This is a genomic window from Chitiniphilus purpureus, from assembly GCF_025642115.1.
Classification (GTDB): domain Bacteria; phylum Pseudomonadota; class Gammaproteobacteria; order Burkholderiales; family Chitinibacteraceae; genus Chitiniphilus; species Chitiniphilus purpureus.
On record NZ_CP106753.1, the window covers coordinates 3,690,542 to 3,708,717 of the forward strand.

The following is an 18,176-nucleotide window of genomic DNA, read 5'->3' on the forward strand; positions in this document are numbered from 1 at the left end:
ACAATGCGGCTATGCTTGCCCGGCTTTCCGCCCATCTGATGCCGCCGTTCGACGACGGGGAGCGCATCGCGCTGATGCGTCGCTGGTCCGACCTTGAAGCCGGCTCGCCGCGCCAGTGGCTGTGGCTGGAGCTGGCCGGCAGCGGCCCGGCGCACCGCAGCATGCGCGTCCGGCTGCTCGGACGGCTCCTGGACTGGGGCGGCCCGTGGCTGATCTGGCACTGGCTGGCCTGCGCGCAGTTGCCGGCGCTGGCCCTGTACGGCCCGCATCAGCGTGCGTTGCAGCGCCGGCTGCGTCAGATGCGCCAGGACGGGCTGCTCTGGGTGTTGTGCCTGCCGGCCTTCCTGGCCGGTTTTGATCGCTGGCCGGAAAGTCAGGCGCTGCTGGCCTGGACCGTCACGCTGTCGGGTGCGCTCTATCAGGCGTGGCGTTGGCGCGCCCCCGCTGTCCCTGACCCGGGCGGCGCTGACGACGGCGAGGTGCTGCCGGGGCCGGAAGCCAGCCTCGGCCTTGCCGGCCTGCTGATCGCCGCCGGATACGCCCCTGCCGCCGCAGCACGGGCGATCGCCGCACTGCATACCGATGCGGACACGGCCTTGCCCACGCTTGCCAAGGCATTGCCGCAACTACGGCCGCCACCGCCGTCATCAGGCCCGCGCATTGTCCTGGCGTTGCTGCACTGGCTTGCCGCCACCGTGCCCGCAGCGTGCGCGCTCGGCCTGCTGCCGGCCCCATGGGGCCTCGTGGCCGCCGGGGCCTGGGCCATGCTGCTGACGCGGCGCGCCGGCACCGCCGCCATGCTGCTGACAGCAGTGGCGCCATTGCTGGTCTATGGCAGCGCCCGCCTTGCACACTGGCTCTGAGGGCAGTCGGACTGGGGGTCCGGTGCTGTGGCGCCGGGGCGATGGACAGGCGCACCGGCTGCGGCGATGGCCAGCAGCTCCGGAAGGCCGGCCGCCGGGCGCCGTGGACGGCTGTGCTAGAATCCCCGGCAATTTCAACACCCTCCAGCAGGAACATGCATCATGGCCGGCCATAGCAAGTGGGCGAACATTCAACACCGTAAAGGCCGTCAGGACGCCAAGCGCGGCCAGATCTTTACACGGCTGATCAAGGAAATCACTGTCGCGGCCAAGCAAGGCGGCGGCGATCCGGGCATGAATCCCCGCCTGCGGCTGGCGATCGACAAGGCCAAGGCCGAATCCATGCCCAAGGACAACATCGAGAATGCCATCAAGCGTGGCACTGGCCAGCTCGAAGGCGTGGACTACATCGAGACCCGCTACGAGGGCTATGGCATCGGCGGCGCGGCGGTGATGGTCGACTGCCTGACCGACAACAAGACCCGCACCGTCGCCGACGTCCGCCATGCGTTTTCCAAGTACGGCGGCAACATGGGCACCGACGGCTGCGTCAGCTTCCAGTTCAGGCACTGCGGCTACCTGGTGTTCGCACCGGGCACCGACGAGGATGCGTTGATGGAAGCCGCGCTCGAGGCCGGCGCCGAGGATGTGCTGACCGCCGAGGACGGCTCGATCGAGGTGATCACCCCGCCCTACGAGTTCATCGGTATCAAGGAAGCGCTGGAAGCGGCCGGCTTCAAGGCCGAGCTGGGCGAGGTGACGATGAAGCCGCAGGCCGAGACCGATCTGTCGGGCGAGGACGCGCTCAAGATGCAGAAGCTGCTGGATGCGCTCGAATCGCTGGATGATGTGCAGGATGTGTACACCACTGCGGTCCTGAACGACTGAGCCAGCTCTCGTCGCGATGCAAGGGCGCCCCCGGGCGCCCTTTTGCTTGGCCGCCGCCATCGCCCCGGCTTATCGCAGGCGCCTGCGTTCAGGCAAGGCGCAGCTGCTCCAATGCGCAGTAGGCCGGGCGGGCCCAGGTCTCGATCTGAGTGACCAGTTCGGCCGGCGCCGCTGCCCGCTTGTCCGCCGCGTCGGCGGCAAAGGGCAGATGCGGCGTCTTGGCATGGCGCATCGCCACCTGCTGCAGCATCGCGTGGGCGTCCGGTGGCACGCCGAGCAGCGGCGCAAGCCGTCCCCATACCGCATGCGGCAACTCGCTGTAATTCACCGGCAACAGGGCGCCGGCGCGGCATCGCTCCAACCCGGCCTGTAGCAGCAGGCCGACGGTGCGGGCGATGAACTCCACCCGGGGGCAATCCGGCGGCACGCCCCGGGTCAGCGGCGACGGCCCGATCAGGCCGGGCACCATATGCCGTCCGCTCTGACGCAGATGCGAGACGGCAATCTCCAGCGGGTCGCGGTACAGATAGATGCCGGGCACGTCCGGGCAGGCCGCGCGCACCAGGTCCGCCTCGAAGATGTTCCAGGCATCGAGCTTGACCACCACGCCCTGTTCGCCGCCACAGCGGCGCTGGCCGAATGCCGACAACAGCCCCTGCAGCCAGGCTACCTGCGACGTCGCCGCCTGGGGATCGCGGTAGTGCGCCCGCAGCAGCGCATCGAGTGCGGCCGGCTCGGCGTAGACCGCATCGCGTGCCAACCCGGTCAGCAACTGCGTGATCAGCGTCGAGCCGCAGCGCGAGGCGTGGAAGATGAACGCGCGTGGCGGCTGTCCGGGGCGGTGCGATTGCCATTGCGCCAGCGAATCGATCGGCGTGGTGCGCCGCAGTGCCTGGTTCAGCGGCAGGCGCAGTGCGGCCTCGACGCTGTCGTGAAAGAATGGCTCGGTCAGGCGCGTGTTGCCGAACCAGGCCCAATCGACCCACCATTGGCCCTGTTCCGGCCAGATGCGGATCGGCAGCCATTCGCCCAGGTCCATCATGCCCGCCATTGCTGAAGCCATGCCTGCTTGCCACGACGCCGCGCGCGCGCCACGTCGTGCGCGTCCAGCACCAATCCATGCTCAAGCGCCAGCCGCAGCAGTTCGGTGGTGAACGCCTCCGGTGCCACGAGCGCACCCAGCCGCATAACCAGTGCCGGATCGGCGTGGATCAGCGTACGCAGCTGCTCGAACGCCGCGGCGCCGCGTCCGGGGCGGGCGGAAGGCGTGTCGGCCAGCCCCTGGGCGATCGCATCCATCAGCCATTCGTTGCGTGCCACGTCCAGCACCAGATGCACCCGGCTGATCGCGCTGTCGTTGTTCACCGCATGTGGACGCGACAGATCGAGCATCCAGCATTCTCCAGGTGCCATCGGGACCGCTTCGCCATCGAGCAGGAATTCGACCGCGGGATCGGTACGCAGCGGAATGTGCAGGCGCACGTCGCCATCGGGTTGCCCAAGGTCCGGGTCCTGGTGCTCCAGGATCCTCGATCCCGGTGCCAGCAACAGCAACCGCGCGCTGCGCAATGGCGCCTCGATCCGCGCCAGCACTGCCTGCCATGCCGGAAAACGCAACAGCCAGCCGGTGGCGGCCACCGCTTCATCGCGTTGCGGCGGCGCCAATGGCGTCACCGCGGCCGGTGGGGCGATCAGCGCCACACCGCGCCATTCGCCCTGGTAGTCGCCGGTATTGAAATGCGCCGACCAGGCCTCGTCCGGCAGCTGGTCGAGCAGGCCCTGCAACAGGGCGACATCGAACGACACCGGCAGGCGGGCATAGGCGGGCAAGGACACGGTTGGATGACCTGACAGGAGCAGCGGGGATCAGCCCGCATTCTAGGGCGAAGCGCCCTGTGGGCGCATCTGCGCCGCACCAAGGCATGGCGGGCGGCGCATCAGCCCCTGGCGCAGGCCGCCGACCACGTCGCACAGCAAGCAGGCCTGCCGCCCCGCCGCGGCACGCAACGTGGCAGCGCCCGTACTCCCTGGCTGCGCCGTGGGCTTGGCGCAGCGCCCCGGCCCGGCCCATGACGTCGTTCTTACCAACGGTAGCCAGGCGCTTCCCGGCGTGGCTTGCCGCTCAGGATGGCCAAGGTTACAAAGCTTGCAGGTGCGCTCCGATGCACCGTGTGCTGCCCCCAACCACCCCAAAGGAGGATCCCGTGCCCCATCCCTCAGCCCTGCTGGCCGCCTTGGCCGCAAGTCTGGCCATCCACGCCCAGGCCGAGCCGCTCCAGCTCAAGCTTTCCGCCCCCACGCTCAACGCCAGCCTGCCCTCGGCCTCCGGCCTTGCCGTGCAGCAGGGGCGCCTCTTTGTGGTGGGTGACGACAGTCCGTGGCTGTTTTCGCTCGATGCCCAGTTCGCGATCACCGACCGCGTGCTGCTCAAGGACTACCCGGTTGGCCCGGATGGACGCATTCCCAAGGCGATCAAGCCCGACTACGAAGCAATGGCCGAGGTGGGCTGGCGCCGGCAGGACTGGTATGTGGTGCTGGGTTCGGGCTCGAAGGCGACGGTACGCGAGTGGGCCTATCTGCTCTCGACCGACGGCCACGTACGCCATGAGCGGCAGACGTCAGACCTGTATGCTCAGCTTTACCAGGCGGGCGGGCTCAGCGGGGAGCAGACGCTCAATCTGGAAGGGCTGGCCTTCGCCGGCAGACATGCATTCCTGCTCAACCGCGGCAATTCCGGCCCGAATCTGCTGTTCCGCGTCGACAAGGACGAACTGCTCGCCTACCTCGTGGGCGAGCGCGCCGTGCTGAACCGTATCGATGTCTACCCGGTGCGCATGCCGGCGATCGCGCAATTCGAAGCCGGCCTGTCCGGCGCCACCTACTGGGCCGAAGCCGACAGCCTGCTGCTGACGGCATCGGTGGAAGCCACCGGCGACGCCTATGGCGACGGCGCCATCCTGGGCAGCTTTGTCGGTGTGCTGCCGCTGTCCGAACTGCGGCCAGGCCGTACCCTCGTCCCGCGTACCGTGCCGCTGCAGCGTCAGGGGCAAACACTGATCACCAAGGTGGAGTCGGTGGCGGTGCTGAAGGCGGACGAGGAACGGGTCAGCGGCGTGCTGGCCAGCGACAACGACAATGGCACATCCGAGTTCTTCCGTTTCACGCTGACGCGGGACGACTGAAGCCTGCCACGGTGCCGCCGCGCCGCCGCATGACGCGGCGGCATCGGTGGCTACGGTTCGAGCACGTAGCGCCCCGGTGCCGGTTCCAGCGCCGGGTATTGCTCGCTGGCCAGCCGGGGCGCGACCTTGGGCCCGGCATGCGCGGCCAGCCACTGTACCCAGCTGGGCCACCAGGAGCCGGACTGCCGCGTCTGCCCGGCCTTCCAACCCTCATCGGCCATGCCCCGTGTCACCGGCCCCTGCCAGTAGCTGCGCTTGGAATCCGGGCGCGGCGGATTGATGATGCCCAGGATATGGCCGGAGGTGGACAGCGTGAAGGTGATGGGTCCGCTGGCGCGCTCGGTCAGCTTCCAGGTCTGCTTCCACGGTGCGATATGGTCTTCCTCGGTGCTGACCATGAACATCGGCGTGCGGATGCGACCCAGGTCGATCGGCTCACCGGCGATGGTCAACGCATCGGGCCGCATCAGCCGGTTGTTGAAATAGAACTCGCGCAGATAATAGCAGTGCATCTTCTCGGGCATGCGCGTGGTGTCCATGTTCCAGAACAGCACATCGAATGGCTGCGGCGTCTCACCGAGCAGGTAGTTGCCGACCCAGTAGTTCCAGATCAGGCTGTTGGGGCGCAGCATGCGAAAGCTCGCCGCCATTTCCTTGCCATCCAGATACCCTTTGCGCCGGATGGTGTTCTCGACGAACGACAGCCCTTCCTCGTCCAGGAACACCTCGATATCGCCCGGCCATGAAAAATCGGTCAAGGCGGTCAGCAGGGTTGCACTCGCCACCGTTTCAGCCTGCCCCCGCCGGGCGAGCCAGGCCAGGTACACGGCGACCAGCGTGCCGCCGATGCAATAGCCGGCCAGGTTGACGCTGTCGCTGCCTGAGATTTCGCGCGCCACCTCGACGATGCGTGCCACGCCGTCGGTCACATAGTCGTCGAAGGACACGTCGCGCGCCTCCGGGCCCGGGTTCTTCCAGCTGGTGATGAACACCGAATGCCCCTGGTCGACCAGATACTTCACCAGGCTCTTGCGGCTGTCCAGGTCGAGCACGTAGTACTTGTTGATCCAGGGCGACACCAGCACGATGGGCTTCTGGTGCACCTCGGCAGTGGTGGGCTGGTAGTGGATCACCTCCAAGAGCGCGTTGCGATAGACGACGGCACCGGGGGTGGTGGCAAGGTTCTCGCCCACCTTGAACGCCCGCATGTCGGTCATGGCGATGTCGCCGCTGGCCACATCGCGCGCGTAGTTGAGCAAGCCGAAGTAGAGGCTTTCGCCGCGCGTGGCGAGCGCGCGCGCCTGGGCCACCGGATTGAGCGCGAAGAAATTGGTCGGTGCGACCGCGTTCAGATACTGGCGCAGCCAGAACGCCGCGCGTGCGCAATCCTCGTCGTCCAGCCCAGGCGTGGCGTACAGTGCGGTCTGCAGCCAACGGGTGTTGAACAGATACCATTCCTTGATGCTGTCCCAGACGGGCGAATCGCGCCAGATCGGGTCGGCAAAACGGGTATCGTCTGGATGGGCGGGAAAGAGATCGGTATCCGGCGCGCCCACGAAACGGTGCGCGCTGAAGGTGGCCCAACGCGTGTAGTCGCTCAGCCAGTCGCCCAGCGTCAGCGCCAGTTGATTGGGATGGGAAAGCCAAGCCTGCCACGCATCCTGCGTCGTCTCCCCAAGACCGAACGGGTCGAAGGTCTGGCGCAGACTATGCTGCAATGCGTCGTAACGTGTGCGTTGCTCGGCGAAGAAATTGGGCTGCATGACCATGGGCTGCTCCCGGATTGGCAGGGGGATAACCCAGCTTACGCTGCGTTGCACCATGCCTCAACCTGAGCATTTCCCTAGCCGGATGCGTACGCACGCGCCTGGGCAAGATCGTCCGGTGTACCCACGTTGATCCACAGGCCGTCGAACCGCTCGCCGCCAACCCGTCCGGCGCGTGCTGCATCCGCCAGGATCGGGCCAAGCCTGGCCACCGTCCTCGGCGCCACCTGGGCGACCAGCCCGGGGCGGCACAATGCGATATTGGCGTAACACAGCCGGGGTTCGGCATCCGGTGCGATCAAGCCGTCGATCAGCGCAAAATCGCCGTGCGGGTGATAGGGTGGGTTGTCCACCATCACCAGATGCGCCAGGGTCCGCGGCGCCATGCGTGATGCCAGCGCGCGTAACCGGCCGAAATCATAGTCGCAGTACAGATCGCCGCTCACCAGCACGAAGGGTTCGCTCCCCAGCAGCGGCAACGCCTGGGCAATGCCGCCAGCGGTCTCGAGCGCCTGGCCTTCGGCCGAGTAGGCGATGCGTACGCCATATCCGCGCCCGTCGCCCAGCCGTGCCTCGAACAGATGGCCAAGCCAGGCATGGTTGATGACCACGTCGGTGATGCCGGCAGCAGCAAGCCGCCGCAGGTGCCAACCGATCAACGGCAGGCCACCCACTTCGAGCAATGGCTTGGGGCAGGTATCGGTCAACGGCCGCATCCGTTCGCCACGGCCGGCGGCAAGAATCATTGCTTTCATCGCAATCCACAATCCAGGCGCGCCGGCGCCACGGGGTCAGAAGGTATACGCAACCGTTTCACGCTCGCCGTGCAGATCCAGCAGCAACCGGCCCAGCGGGGTCAGTTCGCTGTAGCGGCGACAGACGCTTTTGACATACTCGAGCACCCGCGGCATGTCGGCGAGGTAGCGTGCCTTGCCGTCGCGGTGGTGCAGCCGGGCAAACAGGCCCAGCACCTTGAGATGGCGCTGCAGCCCCTGCCACTCGAACGCACTGTAGAAGTCGCTGAAATCGGGATGCACCGGCACGCCGGCGGCGCGCGCCGCCTCCCAGTAGCGGATCGCCAGATCCAGCACGAAGGCTTCGTCCCACGCCACATAGGCATCGCGCAGCAGCGACACCAGGTCGTAGCTGACCGGGCCATGCACTGCATCCTGGAAATCCAGCAGCGCCAGGTCGCCATCGACCACCATCAGGTTGCGCGAATGGTAGTCGCGATGCATGAACACGGTGGGCTGGGTCAGGTTGCGCGCGACGATCAACGCCGTGCTGCGCTCCCACAGCGCCTGTTGGCCGGCATCGAGCTGCCGCCCCAGGTGCACGCCCAGATACCATTCGCGCCCGATTTCCATCTCGCGCTGCTGGAACGTCCCGTCGAAACGCGGCAGATGCGCCGCGGCCAGGCCCGCCTGCATCGCAACAAGGTTGGCGATGGCCTTCAGATACCAGGCCTTGGCCGTCCCGGCATCGCACAGGAGCGGCGCCAGTTCCTGGGTACCCAGGTCCTCGAGCAGCACCAGGCCAAGCTCAGGCGCCTGGGCCAACACCTGGGGCACGCGCACGCCTGCCGCGACCAATTCGGCCTGACGTGCCAGGAACGGGCGCGCATCGAACAGCGCCGGATCGGCGTCCATCACCATCAGGCTGCGTTCGGGCCAGCGGGCGCGCCAATATTGGCGCACGCTCGCGTCCGAGCCACCCGGTTCAAGCGTGGCGGGCGCGCTGCCGGCAACCTTTTCGAGCCAGGCCGCGATGGCGGCATGCCGGCCGTTGGGGCCGGCGGAATTCACGTTGGTCTGCTGCATGGCGGGCGGAACAAATGGGGTAGAATCCGCGAATTCTATCAGCTGCCCGCTCCATGTTCGTCTTCCCGCCGTCCAGACTCTCTGCTCTTACGCTTGCGTTGCTGGCGGCGCACGCCACGGCCGAGGAAGTATCCGAACCGGTGGTGCAGCTCGAAGCCGACCAGGTGACAGGACGCGCCCAGGCGCATACCGAGGCACGCGGGGACGTGATCATCACCCGCGAGACCACCGAGGTGCGCTCCGAATGGGCGCAGTACGACGCGGCCAGCGAACACCTCAAGGCGGGTGACGATGTCCGGATGACGCGCGAAGGCGATGTGCTGACCGGGCGCAACCTCGACTACTTCCTCGGCACGCGCCGCGGCACGCTGGATACGGCCGACTACCGCGCCGCGCAGGGGCTGGCCCGTGCCGACGCGGTCAAGCTGCTGTTCGACGGGCCGGACCGTTATGTGCTGAAGCAGGCGCGCTTCACCACCTGCCCGGTGGACAACGATGACTGGTATCTGCACGCCGGCACGCTGTCGCTGGACTACACCACCAACATGGGTGTGGCGCGCAATTCGTGGGTGGAATTCCACGGCGTGCCCATCCTGTACTCGCCGTGGATCAACTTCCCGCTCTCGGGCAACCGGCAGACCGGGTTCCTGCCCCCCACCTTCTCGTTCGACAACCGCAGCGGCGCCGACATCCAGACGCCGTTCTACTGGAACATCGCCCCGAACTACGACGCCACCTTCTACCCGCGCTACCTCGCGCAGCGCGGCGCGATGTTCGGCGCCGAATTCCGCTATCTGCAGCCGGGCTACTCGGGCGAGGTGCGCGGCGAATACATCAACGACCAGGAAGCGGACCGGAGCCGCTACAGCCTGCAGCTGGACCACCGCCAACAGCTGACCGACCGGCTCAACATGCAGGCACGGGTGCAGAAGGTCTCGGACAACGATTACTTCAACGATTTCGGCGACCAGCTTGCCGTGTCCTCGCAGACCAACCTGCCGCGCGAGGTGACCTTCAACTACAGTGGCGACGGCTGGTATGGCCTGGCGCGCTGGCAGCGCTACCAGACGCTGCAAAGCGTGACCAATCCGGTGGATGAGCCCTACGCCCGGTTGCCGCAGCTGTACTACGGCAGCAACCCCAACTGGATTCCGGGTGCGCAGATCAGTCTTACCGGCGAGCTGGCCGACTTCCGCCATTCCACCAAGGCCGACGGCCGACGCGTCTGGGCGAACCCGACCGTCGCCTACCCGATCCAGACGCAGTACAGCTTCGTGATCCCCAAGGTGGGCATGCACGCCACCTACTACCAGCTCAATGAACACGGCAGCCAGCCGGCCGACAATGTCAGCCGTGTGCTGCCGATCTTCAGCCTGGACAGTGGCCTGATCTTCGAGCGCGAGGACACCTGGCGCGGCTTTGCCTACACGCAGACACTGGAACCGCGCGCCTACTACGTCTACATCCCGTACAAGGACCAGTCCAGGCTGCCCAACTTCGACTCGGCGCTGACCGATTTTTCGTTCGCGCAGATCTTTTCGGAGAACCAGTTCTCAGGCAACGACCGGATCAACGACGCCAACCAGCTGACACTGGCACTCACCAGCCGCCTCTACGACACCGAGACCGGCGAGGAACGGCTGTACGGCACGGTAGGCCAGCGCTTCTACTTCGAAGACCAGCGCGTCACGCTCGATACACCGGCCCGGCCGGCCGACGTGCAGCAATCGGATCTGCTGGTCTCGGCCGGCGGGCGCATCTGGCGCGACTTCATCGCCAACTATACGCTGCAGTACAACCTGCGCGACGGCGCGACGGCGCGCACCGATGCCAACATCGGCTGGCACCAGCCGCAGCAGGGGCGCGCGCTCAACCTGCGCTACGTGATGAACCGCAACGTCTCCCCCAGCATCGAACAGTTCGACCTGTCGGCGCAGTGGCCGTTGGCGCGCAACTGGTACGGCGTTGGCCGCTTCAACTATTCGCTCAAGGACGACAGGTCGTTGGAGGCGCTCGCCGGCCTTGAGTACAATGACGGCTGCTGGGCCGCCCGGCTGGTCGCCCAGCGCTACATCACCTCCAACGGCGATTACACTGTTTCCTATTTCGCCATGCTCGAACTGGGCGGACTGGTCGGCCTGGGCTCGAACCCGGTGGACACCCTGAGCCAGTCCATCCCCGGTTATACCGATATCGTCGCTCCTTCCGCGTTGACCAAACCATGATGCTCCGAACCCTGCTGACCACCCTTGCCCTCACCCTCGCCGCCGCCGCCGCGCCGGCCAAGGTCGTCACCGTCGACCGCGTCATCGCCGTGGTCAACCGCGGCACCATCACCGAGAGCGAGCTGAACAACCGTGTCGCCTCGGTGGAACGGAACCTGCGGGGCAAGAACGTACAACTGCCACCGCCCGAGGTGATGCGCCAGCAGGTGCTCGAACGCATGATCATGGACGAGATCCAGCTGCAGTACGCCAAGCAGATCGGCATCCGGGTCGATGATGCACAGCTGGAGCGCGCGATCGGCCGCATCGCCGAGCAGAACAAGCTGCCGCTGCCGGAGTTCCGTGCCAAGCTCGAACAAACCGGGCTCGAGTGGAAATCGTTCCGCGAGGACATCCGCAACGAGATCACGCTGTCCAGGCTGCGCGAACGCGAGATCGACAACAAGATCCTCGTCAGCGACAACGAGGTGAACGACTACCTCAAGCTCAACGCGGGCAAGACCGACCGCGAATATCTGCTGTCGCAGATCCAGGTGTCGCTGCCGGAAAGTGCCTCGCCCGAACAGATCCAGGCCAAGCGCGCCCGGATCGTCGCCGCGCGGCAGGAGCTGGCCGACGGCAAGCCGTTCGCGTCGGTCGCCGCCACCTATTCGGATGCCAAGGAAGCGATCAGCGGCGGCTCGCTGGGCTGGCGTGCCGCCGGCAGCCTACCGCCGGCGTTCCAGCAACTGCTCGGCAACATGCAGCCGGGCCAGCTGACTGACATCATCCGCAGCCCGATCGGCTTTCATCTGTTCCGGCTGGATGACCTGCGTACCGACCAGCGTCGCGAAGTGGTACAGCAGACCCGGGCACGCCACATCCTGATCAAGACCAACGAACTCGTCTCCGAAGCGGATGCACGCCGCAAGCTGCAGCAGCTGCGCGACCGTATCACCGGCGGCGCCAAGTTCGCCGATGTCGCCCGCGCCTTTTCCGAGGACACCAGCGCCGCCAACGGCGGCGACCTGGGCTGGATCAACCCGGGCGAGACCGTGCCTGAATTCGAACAGGCCATCAATGGGCTCAAGCCGGGTGAATTGAGCCCGCTGGTCCGCTCACCGTTCGGCCTGCACCTGATCCAGGTCAGCGAGCGCCGGCAACAGGACGTCACCGAGGAACGCGAGCGCTTTCGCGTGCGCATGGCGATCAAGCAGCGCAAATCCGAGGAAGCCTACGAAGACTGGCTGCGTCAGGCGCGCGACCGTGCCTATGTGAAGATCCGGCTGCAGGACGAATAACCGCGATGGCCCTGCGCCCCGCGCTTGCACTCACCACCGGCGAACCGGCCGGGATCGGCCCCGAGATCGCCGCCGCCGTGGCGGCGGGGCATCCGGAGGTACGGCTGGTGCTGCTGGGCGATCGCGCGCTGCTCAGCCAACGGGCGCAAGCGCTGGGCTGCAGCGCCGACTGGCCCGATTTCGATCCGCAACGGGACGACGACGTGGCACTGCTGCACCTGCCGCTCGCCACCCACGCCGAGCCGGGCCGGCTTGACCCCGCCAATGCAGGCTATGTGCTGCGCCTGCTGGATGCCGCCGTCGACGGCTGCCTCGCCGGCAGCTTCGCTGCCATGGTCACCGCGCCCATCCACAAGGGCGTGATCAACGATGCCGGCGTCGCCGACGGCTTCTTCTTCGGCCACACCGAGTACCTCGCCCAGCGCACCGGCACCGGACAGGTGGTGATGCTGCTGGCCGGCAGTGGGATGCGCGTGGCGCTGGCCACCACCCACCTGCCGCTGGCCGAGGTGCCGGCGGCGATCACGCCGCAGGGTCTGTCACGGACACTGCGCATCCTCGATCACGATCTCAGGCATAAGTTCGGCATCGCCGCGCCGCGCATCCTGGTGGCCGGGCTCAACCCGCATGCCGGCGAAGCGGGCCACCTGGGGCGCGAGGAGATCGAGATCATCGAACCCACGCTCGCGGCGCTGCGCGCCGAGGGCCTGACGCTGATCGGGCCATTGCCGGCCGATACGCTGTTCAACACCAAACAGCTGGCCCGCGGCGACGCCGTGCTGGCGATGTACCATGATCAGGGCCTGCCGGTGCTCAAGTACGCCAGCTTCGGCCATGGCGTCAACGTCACGCTGGGCCTGCCGCTGATCCGCACCTCGGTGGACCATGGCACGGCCCTTGATCTAGCGGGACGCGGCACGGCCGACCCGGGCAGCCTGCACGCCGCGGTGCGACTGGCCGCCGGGCTGGTTGCCCGCCAGGGCCGGGCGGATTGAGGCGGCAGGCACCGTGGCTGCATATCCGGCCATGCTGCACAGTGGCCGCGCCAGCGCCACAGACGCAGCCATGACATCCATCTCACCAGGCCCCAGGGCATTGCCATGACACATATCCCGCGCAAGCGTTTCGGCCAGAACTTCCTGCAGGATCAGGGGGTGATCGCCGATATCGTCAACGCCGTCGACCCGGACGGGGACGATGTACTGGTGGAGATCGGGCCGGGCCTGGCCGCGCTGACCGCGCCGCTGATCGGACGCGCCGGCCGGCTGCATGCGGTGGAGATCGACCGCGACATCGTGGCGTACCTGCGACAGCATTTCGATGCCGAGGAGCTGGTGATCCACAACGTGGATGCCCTCAAGTTCGATTTCGGCGCGCTCGCCGACGAGATCGCCCCAGGCCGCAAGCTGCGGCTGGTGGGCAATCTGCCCTACAACATCTCGACGCCGCTGCTCTTTCACCTGGCCCAGTTCGCGCCACGTATCGCGGACATGCACTTCATGCTGCAAAAGGAAGTGGTCGATCGGATGGTGGCCGAACCATCCACGGCCGACTACGGCCGGCTTTCGATCATGCTGCAGCTGCGTTTCTACATGGAACGCGTGCTCGACGTGCCGCCGGGCGCGTTCCACCCGCCGCCCAAGGTCGATTCGGCCGTGGTGCGCATGCTTCCCTGGCCGCAGCCCCCCTTTCCCGTGGCCGATCCGGCACGGCTGGAAGACCTGGTCGCCGCCGCGTTCACCCAACGCCGCAAGACCTTGCGCAACAATCTCAAGGGCATCGTCGACGATGCCCAGTTCGCCGCGCTCGGCATCGACCCGGGCCTGCGGCCGGAAAACCTGCAGGTGGGTCAGTTCGTGGCACTCGCCAACGCGCTGGAGTCCGTAACGCCGGTCAGGGGCTAGCGCGCGGGCGTTCAGGGATTTCCCGGCTTGCCGTATCCGGGGCAGGCACCCACACTGCGGCCATATTCCAGCAGGGCCCAGCCCATGATCCGCTTTTGCGATGTCAACAAGTGGTACGGTCGCGACCACCATGTGCTCAAGCACATCAACCTGGACATCGCCGCCGGCGAAGTGGTGGTGGTGTGCGGGCCTTCCGGATCGGGCAAATCCACGCTGATCCGCACCATCAACCAGCTCGAACCGATCGAGCAGGGCGAGATCTGGGTCGGCGAGGTCCAGGTGAACAATCCACGAACCAACATCAACCGGTTGCGCGAAGACGTGGGCTTCGTGTTCCAGCACTTCAACCTGTATCCGCATCTGTCGGTCCTGGACAACATCACGCTCGCCCCGATCCGGGTCAAGAGGATCGGGTCGGCACTGGCGCGGGAACAGGCGCTGGCGCTGCTCGAACGCGTGGGTCTTGCACATAAGAAGGATGCCTACCCGGCCAACCTCTCGGGCGGCCAGCAGCAGCGGGTGGCGATCGCCCGCGGGCTGGCGATGCAACCCAAGGTGATGCTGTTCGACGAGCCCACCAGCGCGCTCGACCCGGAAATGATCGGCGAGGTGCTCAAGGTGATGCAGGACCTCGCTGAATCGGGCATGACCATGATGGTGGTCAGCCACGAGATGGGATTTGCCCGCGAGGTGGCGCATCGGGTGCTCTTCCTGGATCACGGCGAAGTGCTGGAGGACGCCCCACCCGCGCGTTTCTTCACCCAGCCTGCGCACGAGCGCACCCGGCAGTTCCTGCGCCAGGTGCTGTCACCCATGCACGGGTGAGCGCAGCGGGAACCACGCCATTCACCGGCATTGCCCGAACCTTCTGCACAAATGGCGCAGTTCACCTGCCGTAAGCTAGGGATTTCACTGAGAGCATGGCCGACAGGCACTGCCTATACTGCGCTCACTCAACACCTATCCCACCGGAGTGCGAGATGAACAAACTGATGCCGCTCAGCCTTGTGGCGCTGGCGCTGACCGCCGGCGGCGCGCACGCCGAAGCCCTGACAGGCACGCTGAAGAAGATCAAGGAAAACGGCGTGATCGTGGTCGGGCACCGCGACTCGTCGATCCCGTTCTCCTACCTGGACAACCAGAAACCGATTGGCTATTCGATGGATCTGGCCAACAGGATCGTCGAGAGCGTCAAGAAGGAACTGAAGATGCCCAACCTGCAGGTGCGTTATAACCTGGTCACCTCGCAGACCCGCATCCCGCTGGTACAGAACGGCACCGTCGACTTCGAGTGCGGCTCCACCACCAACAATCTGGAACGGCAGAAGCAGGTGGCCTTCTCGGTGGGCATCTTCGAGATCGGCACGCGCCTGCTGACCAAGAAGACCTCGGGCGTGAAGGACTTCGCCGACCTGTCGGGCAAGAATGTCGTCACCACCGCGGGCACTACCTCCGAGCGGCTGATCAAGTCCATGAACGCCGAGAAGAAGCTGAACATGAACATCATCAGCGCCAAGGACCACGGTGAATCGTTCCTGATGCTCGAATCGGGCCGTGCGGTGGCGTTCATGATGGACGACGCGCTGCTGGCCGGCGAGATGGCCAAGGCCAGGAAGCCGGACGACTGGGTCATCGTCGGCAAGCCGCAGTCATACGAAATCTACGGCTGCATGCTGCGCAAGGATGACGCACCGTTCAAGAAGGTGATCGACGACACGCTCAGGACCACCTTCAAGTCGCCCGAGATGAACACCATCTACAAGCGCTGGTTCGAAAGCCCGATCCCGCCCAAGGGGCTGAACCTGAACTTCCCGATGAGCCCGGAGCTCAAGGAACTGCTGGCCAATCCGACCGACAAGTCGGCCGAGCAGATGTAGTTGCGGGCAGATCGCCGCAGGCGCCTGCGCTTGCTGTGCGGACGATCCGATTTGCTGACCGACGGCGCAGCCTTGCTGCGCCTGTCTTTTTACACGCCGTGGGAGCACCGCGAGGTACCGGCGGCGCCGGTGCAGGGACGGCCGTGCCGATGATTGCCGCCGCGGCCCGGGTCGTGTGGGAGGCGCCTTATGAATTACAACTGGGACTGGCAAGTCTTTTTCAAGTCCACAGGCATCGGCGATGAGATCTACCTGGACTGGTTCGTCACCGGCCTGGGCTGGACCGTGGCGTTGGCGCTGGGCGCCTGGCTGATCGCGCTGCTGCTCGGCACGGTGCTCGGCGTGATGCGCACGCTGCCGGGGCGCACCGCGCGACGCATCGCGGGCGCATACGTCGAACTGTTCCGCAACGTGCCGCTCCTGGTGCAGCTCTTCATCTGGTACTTCATCGTGCCGGACTGGCTGCCCGGCCCCCTGGAGCTGTGGTTCAAGCAGACGCTGCATCCGGCGACCAGCGCCTTCATCAGTGTCACGCTCTGCCTTGGCCTCTTTACCGCCGCGCGCGTCTGCGAGCAGGTGCGCACCGGTATCGAGGCACTGCCACGTGGTCAGGCGATGGCGGCGTTCGCCTTGGGCCTGCGCCTGTCGCAGGTCTACCGGCAGGTGCTGCTGCCGCAGGCGTTCCGCATCATCATCCCGCCACTGACCAGCGAGTTCCTGAATGTCTTCAAGAACTCGTCGGTCGCATCGCTGATCGGCCTGATGGAGCTCCTGGCGCAGACCAAGCAGACGGCCGAGTTCACCGCCAACCTGTTCGAGGCTTTCACGCTCGCCACGCTGATCTACTTCACGCTCAACATGGGCCTGATGCTGCTGATGCGCTGGGTGGAAAGGAAGGTGCGCGTGCCGGGCCTGATCGCCCTGGGAGGCAAATGATGGATTTCTCGCAGATCGTCCCGGCGCTGCCCGCGCTGTGGCAGGGCATGCTGCTGACGCTCAAACTGCTGGTGCTCGCAGTGCTGGGCGGCGTGGCGCTCGGTACGCTGCTCGCGCTGGCGCGGCTGTCGCACAACCGCACGCTCTCGTTCCTTGCGGGCTTCTACGTCAACTACTTCCGTTCGATCCCGCTACTGCTGGTCATCACCTGGTTCTACTTCGTGGTGCCGTTCATCATCGGCTGGCTCACCGGCACCAACCAACCGATCGGCGCGTTCACCTCGTGCCTGATCGCCTTCATGATGTTCGAGGCGGCCTACTATTGCGAAATCGTGCGGGCCGGCATCCAGTCGATCTCGCGCGGGCAGGTGAACGCCGCCTACGCCCTGGGGATGAACTATCGCCAAACCATGCAGCTGGTGATCCTGCCGCAGGCGTTCCGCAAGATGACGCCACTGTTGCTGCAGCAGTCGATCATCCTGTTCCAGGACACCTCGCTCGTCTACGCGGTCGGCCTGATGGATTTCCTCAACACCGCCCGCTCGCAGGGGGATATCACCGGTTACCTGCATGAGTTCCTGCTGTTCGCAGGCTTTGTCTATTTCATCGTCAGTTTTGGCGCGTCCCGGCTGGTCAAGCGCCTGCAAAAGAGGTTGACCGTATGATCTCCATCCAGAACGTCAGCAAATGGTACGGCAACTTCCAGGTGCTCTCCGATTGCAGCACCGAGGTGAAAAAGGGCGAGGTGGTCGTGGTATGCGGCCCGTCCGGATCGGGCAAGAGCACCCTGATCAAGTGCGTGAACGGGCTGGAGCCGTTCCAGTCCGGGCAGATCCTGGTCGACGGCACCTCGGTCGGTGCGCCCAGGACGGATCTGCCGCGGCTGCGCTCACGCGTCGGCATGGTGTTCCAGCACTTCGAGCTGTTCCCACATCTGTCGATCACCGACAATCTGACACTTGCCCAGACCAAGGTACTGGGACGCAGCGCGGACGAAGCGAGGAAGAAGGGTCTTGCGCTGCTAGATCGGGTCGGCCTGTCGGCGCAAGCGGCCAAGTTTCCCGGTCAGCTCTCGGGTGGGCAGCAGCAACGCGTCGCGATCGCCCGCGCGCTGGCGATGGACCCGATCGCCATGCTGTTCGACGAACCGACAAGCGCGCTCGACCCGGAGATGATCAACGAGGTGCTGGATGTGATGGTCGAACTCGCGCGCGAAGGCATGACCATGATGGTGGTCACCCATGAGATGGGCTTCGCGCGCAAGGTGGCGCACCGGGTCATCTTCATGGACCGGGGCGCCATCGTCGAGGACGCCGACAAGGACACCTTCTTCGGCAGCCCGCGCAGCGAACGCGCCCAGGCCTTCCTCTCCAAGATCCTGTCGCACTGACGCGGCCGGCGCCCAAAACCAAAACCCCGCCGCTGGCGGGGTTTT

The 18,176-nt window shown here is 66.1% G+C and carries 17 protein-coding genes; 12 read left to right on the forward strand and 5 right to left on the reverse strand.

Annotated elements, in window-relative coordinates; all coding sequences use genetic code 11:
• Positions 1-11: 11 nt before the first annotated feature.
• Both N8I74_RS17150 and N8I74_RS17155 read left to right on the forward strand, forming a co-directional pair.
• Positions 12-863, forward strand: a complete 852-nt coding sequence (locus N8I74_RS17150; protein WP_263124382.1) for a hypothetical protein — start codon at positions 12-14, stop codon at positions 861-863.
• A 162-nt stretch (positions 864-1,025) separates the two neighbouring features.
• Positions 1,026-1,751, forward strand: a complete 726-nt coding sequence (locus N8I74_RS17155) for a YebC/PmpR family DNA-binding transcriptional regulator (RefSeq protein WP_263124383.1) — start codon at positions 1,026-1,028, stop codon at positions 1,749-1,751.
• Between the two features lie 88 nt (positions 1,752-1,839).
• Here the strand turns inward: N8I74_RS17155 and N8I74_RS17160 are convergent, their stop codons facing one another.
• Both N8I74_RS17160 and N8I74_RS17165 read right to left on the reverse strand, forming a co-directional pair.
• Positions 1,840-2,793 (reverse strand): sulfotransferase family protein, encoded by a 954-nt coding sequence (locus N8I74_RS17160; RefSeq protein WP_263124384.1) that lies wholly within the window; start codon positions 2,791-2,793, stop codon positions 1,840-1,842.
• Positions 2,790-3,587: an aspartyl/asparaginyl beta-hydroxylase domain-containing protein gene (locus tag N8I74_RS17165; RefSeq protein WP_263124385.1), complete on the reverse strand. Its 798-nt coding sequence runs from the start codon at positions 3,585-3,587 to the stop codon at positions 2,790-2,792. Before N8I74_RS17165 ends, N8I74_RS17160 begins: the two co-directional genes overlap by 4 nt.
• 368 nt (positions 3,588-3,955) lie before the next feature.
• On the opposite strand from N8I74_RS17165, the gene N8I74_RS17170 reads away from it, so the two are divergent.
• Entirely contained in the window at positions 3,956-4,933 is a 978-nt protein-coding gene (locus N8I74_RS17170; protein WP_263124386.1) for a DUF6929 family protein, read from the forward strand.
• A gap of 50 nt (positions 4,934-4,983) precedes the next feature.
• Here the strand turns inward: N8I74_RS17170 and N8I74_RS17175 are convergent, their stop codons facing one another.
• The 3 genes from N8I74_RS17175 to N8I74_RS17185 all read right to left on the reverse strand — a co-directional run bounded on the left by N8I74_RS17175 (position 4,984) and on the right by N8I74_RS17185 (position 8,504).
• Positions 4,984-6,702 (reverse strand): PHA/PHB synthase family protein, encoded by a 1,719-nt coding sequence (locus tag N8I74_RS17175; protein WP_263124387.1) that lies wholly within the window; start codon positions 6,700-6,702, stop codon positions 4,984-4,986.
• A gap of 74 nt (positions 6,703-6,776) precedes the next feature.
• Entirely contained in the window at positions 6,777-7,454 is a 678-nt protein-coding gene (gene murU, locus N8I74_RS17180; RefSeq protein ID WP_263124388.1) for an N-acetylmuramate alpha-1-phosphate uridylyltransferase MurU, read from the reverse strand.
• Between the two features lie 36 nt (positions 7,455-7,490).
• Complete coding sequence (locus N8I74_RS17185) at positions 7,491-8,504, reverse strand: aminoglycoside phosphotransferase family protein (protein WP_263124389.1); 1,014 nt, start codon at positions 8,502-8,504, stop codon at positions 7,491-7,493.
• A 68-nt stretch (positions 8,505-8,572) separates the two neighbouring features.
• Here N8I74_RS17185 and N8I74_RS17190 point away from each other — a divergent pair, with 68 nt between their 5' ends.
• The 9 genes from N8I74_RS17190 to N8I74_RS17230 all read left to right on the forward strand — a co-directional run bounded on the left by N8I74_RS17190 (position 8,573) and on the right by N8I74_RS17230 (position 18,131).
• The gene (locus N8I74_RS17190) at positions 8,573-10,744 is read left to right on the forward strand and encodes an LPS-assembly protein LptD (protein WP_263124390.1); all 2,172 of its coding nucleotides are present in this window, start codon (positions 8,573-8,575) and stop codon (positions 10,742-10,744) included.
• The gene (locus tag N8I74_RS17195; protein ID WP_263124393.1) at positions 10,741-12,024 is read left to right on the forward strand and encodes a peptidylprolyl isomerase; all 1,284 of its coding nucleotides are present in this window, start codon (positions 10,741-10,743) and stop codon (positions 12,022-12,024) included. The genes N8I74_RS17190 and N8I74_RS17195 overlap by 4 nt, the downstream gene beginning before the upstream one ends.
• A 5-nt stretch (positions 12,025-12,029) precedes the next feature.
• Complete coding sequence (gene pdxA, locus N8I74_RS17200; protein WP_263124394.1) at positions 12,030-13,019, forward strand: 4-hydroxythreonine-4-phosphate dehydrogenase PdxA; 990 nt, start codon at positions 12,030-12,032, stop codon at positions 13,017-13,019.
• 105 nt (positions 13,020-13,124) lie between these two features.
• Entirely contained in the window at positions 13,125-13,928 is an 804-nt protein-coding gene (rsmA, locus tag N8I74_RS17205; protein ID WP_263124395.1) for a 16S rRNA (adenine(1518)-N(6)/adenine(1519)-N(6))-dimethyltransferase RsmA, read from the forward strand.
• Between the two features lie 84 nt (positions 13,929-14,012).
• The gene (locus N8I74_RS17210; protein WP_263124396.1) at positions 14,013-14,753 is read left to right on the forward strand and encodes an amino acid ABC transporter ATP-binding protein; all 741 of its coding nucleotides are present in this window, start codon (positions 14,013-14,015) and stop codon (positions 14,751-14,753) included.
• 155 nt (positions 14,754-14,908) lie between these two features.
• Positions 14,909-15,805 carry a glutamate/aspartate ABC transporter substrate-binding protein gene (locus N8I74_RS17215; RefSeq protein ID WP_263124397.1) on the forward strand — a complete coding sequence of 299 codons (897 nt, stop codon included), beginning with the start codon at positions 14,909-14,911 and terminating at the stop codon, positions 15,803-15,805.
• Between the two features lie 189 nt (positions 15,806-15,994).
• Positions 15,995-16,741: an amino acid ABC transporter permease gene (locus N8I74_RS17220; RefSeq protein WP_263124398.1), complete on the forward strand. Its 747-nt coding sequence runs from the start codon at positions 15,995-15,997 to the stop codon at positions 16,739-16,741.
• A complete protein-coding gene (locus N8I74_RS17225; RefSeq protein ID WP_408611926.1) occupies positions 16,741-17,406 on the forward strand; it encodes an amino acid ABC transporter permease in 666 nt (221 codons plus the stop codon). Before N8I74_RS17220 ends, N8I74_RS17225 begins: the two co-directional genes overlap by 1 nt.
• On the forward strand, positions 17,403-18,131 hold the full coding sequence (locus tag N8I74_RS17230; RefSeq protein WP_263124400.1) for an amino acid ABC transporter ATP-binding protein: 729 nt from the start codon (positions 17,403-17,405) through the stop codon (positions 18,129-18,131). Before N8I74_RS17225 ends, N8I74_RS17230 begins: the two co-directional genes overlap by 4 nt.
• Positions 18,132-18,176 lie beyond the last annotated feature (45 nt).

What these genes read in the sequence shown, in the direction of transcription:
- N8I74_RS17210 (WP_263124396.1), top strand. Translation starts at nt 14,013, where the DNA reads ATGATCCGCTTTTGCGATGTCAACAAGTGGTACGGTCGCGACCACCAT.
- N8I74_RS17160 (WP_263124384.1), bottom strand. Translation starts at nt 2,793, where the DNA reads ATGATGGACCTGGGCGAATGGCTGCCGATCCGCATCTGGCCGGAACAG.
- N8I74_RS17175 (WP_263124387.1), bottom strand. Translation starts at nt 6,702, where the DNA reads ATGGTCATGCAGCCCAATTTCTTCGCCGAGCAACGCACACGTTACGAC.
- N8I74_RS17230 (WP_263124400.1), top strand. Translation starts at nt 17,403, where the DNA reads ATGATCTCCATCCAGAACGTCAGCAAATGGTACGGCAACTTCCAGGTG.
- N8I74_RS17215 (WP_263124397.1), top strand. Translation starts at nt 14,909, where the DNA reads ATGAACAAACTGATGCCGCTCAGCCTTGTGGCGCTGGCGCTGACCGCC.
- N8I74_RS17190 (WP_263124390.1), top strand. Translation starts at nt 8,573, where the DNA reads ATGTTCGTCTTCCCGCCGTCCAGACTCTCTGCTCTTACGCTTGCGTTG.
- murU (WP_263124388.1), bottom strand. Translation starts at nt 7,454, where the DNA reads ATGAAAGCAATGATTCTTGCCGCCGGCCGTGGCGAACGGATGCGGCCG.
- N8I74_RS17225 (WP_408611926.1), top strand. Translation starts at nt 16,741, where the DNA reads ATGGATTTCTCGCAGATCGTCCCGGCGCTGCCCGCGCTGTGGCAGGGC.
- N8I74_RS17155 (WP_263124383.1), top strand. Translation starts at nt 1,026, where the DNA reads ATGGCCGGCCATAGCAAGTGGGCGAACATTCAACACCGTAAAGGCCGT.
- pdxA (WP_263124394.1), top strand. Translation starts at nt 12,030, where the DNA reads ATGGCCCTGCGCCCCGCGCTTGCACTCACCACCGGCGAACCGGCCGGG.
- N8I74_RS17150 (WP_263124382.1), top strand. Translation starts at nt 12, where the DNA reads ATGCTTGCCCGGCTTTCCGCCCATCTGATGCCGCCGTTCGACGACGGG.
- N8I74_RS17220 (WP_263124398.1), top strand. Translation starts at nt 15,995, where the DNA reads ATGAATTACAACTGGGACTGGCAAGTCTTTTTCAAGTCCACAGGCATC.
- rsmA (WP_263124395.1), top strand. Translation starts at nt 13,125, where the DNA reads ATGACACATATCCCGCGCAAGCGTTTCGGCCAGAACTTCCTGCAGGAT.
- N8I74_RS17195 (WP_263124393.1), top strand. Translation starts at nt 10,741, where the DNA reads ATGATGCTCCGAACCCTGCTGACCACCCTTGCCCTCACCCTCGCCGCC.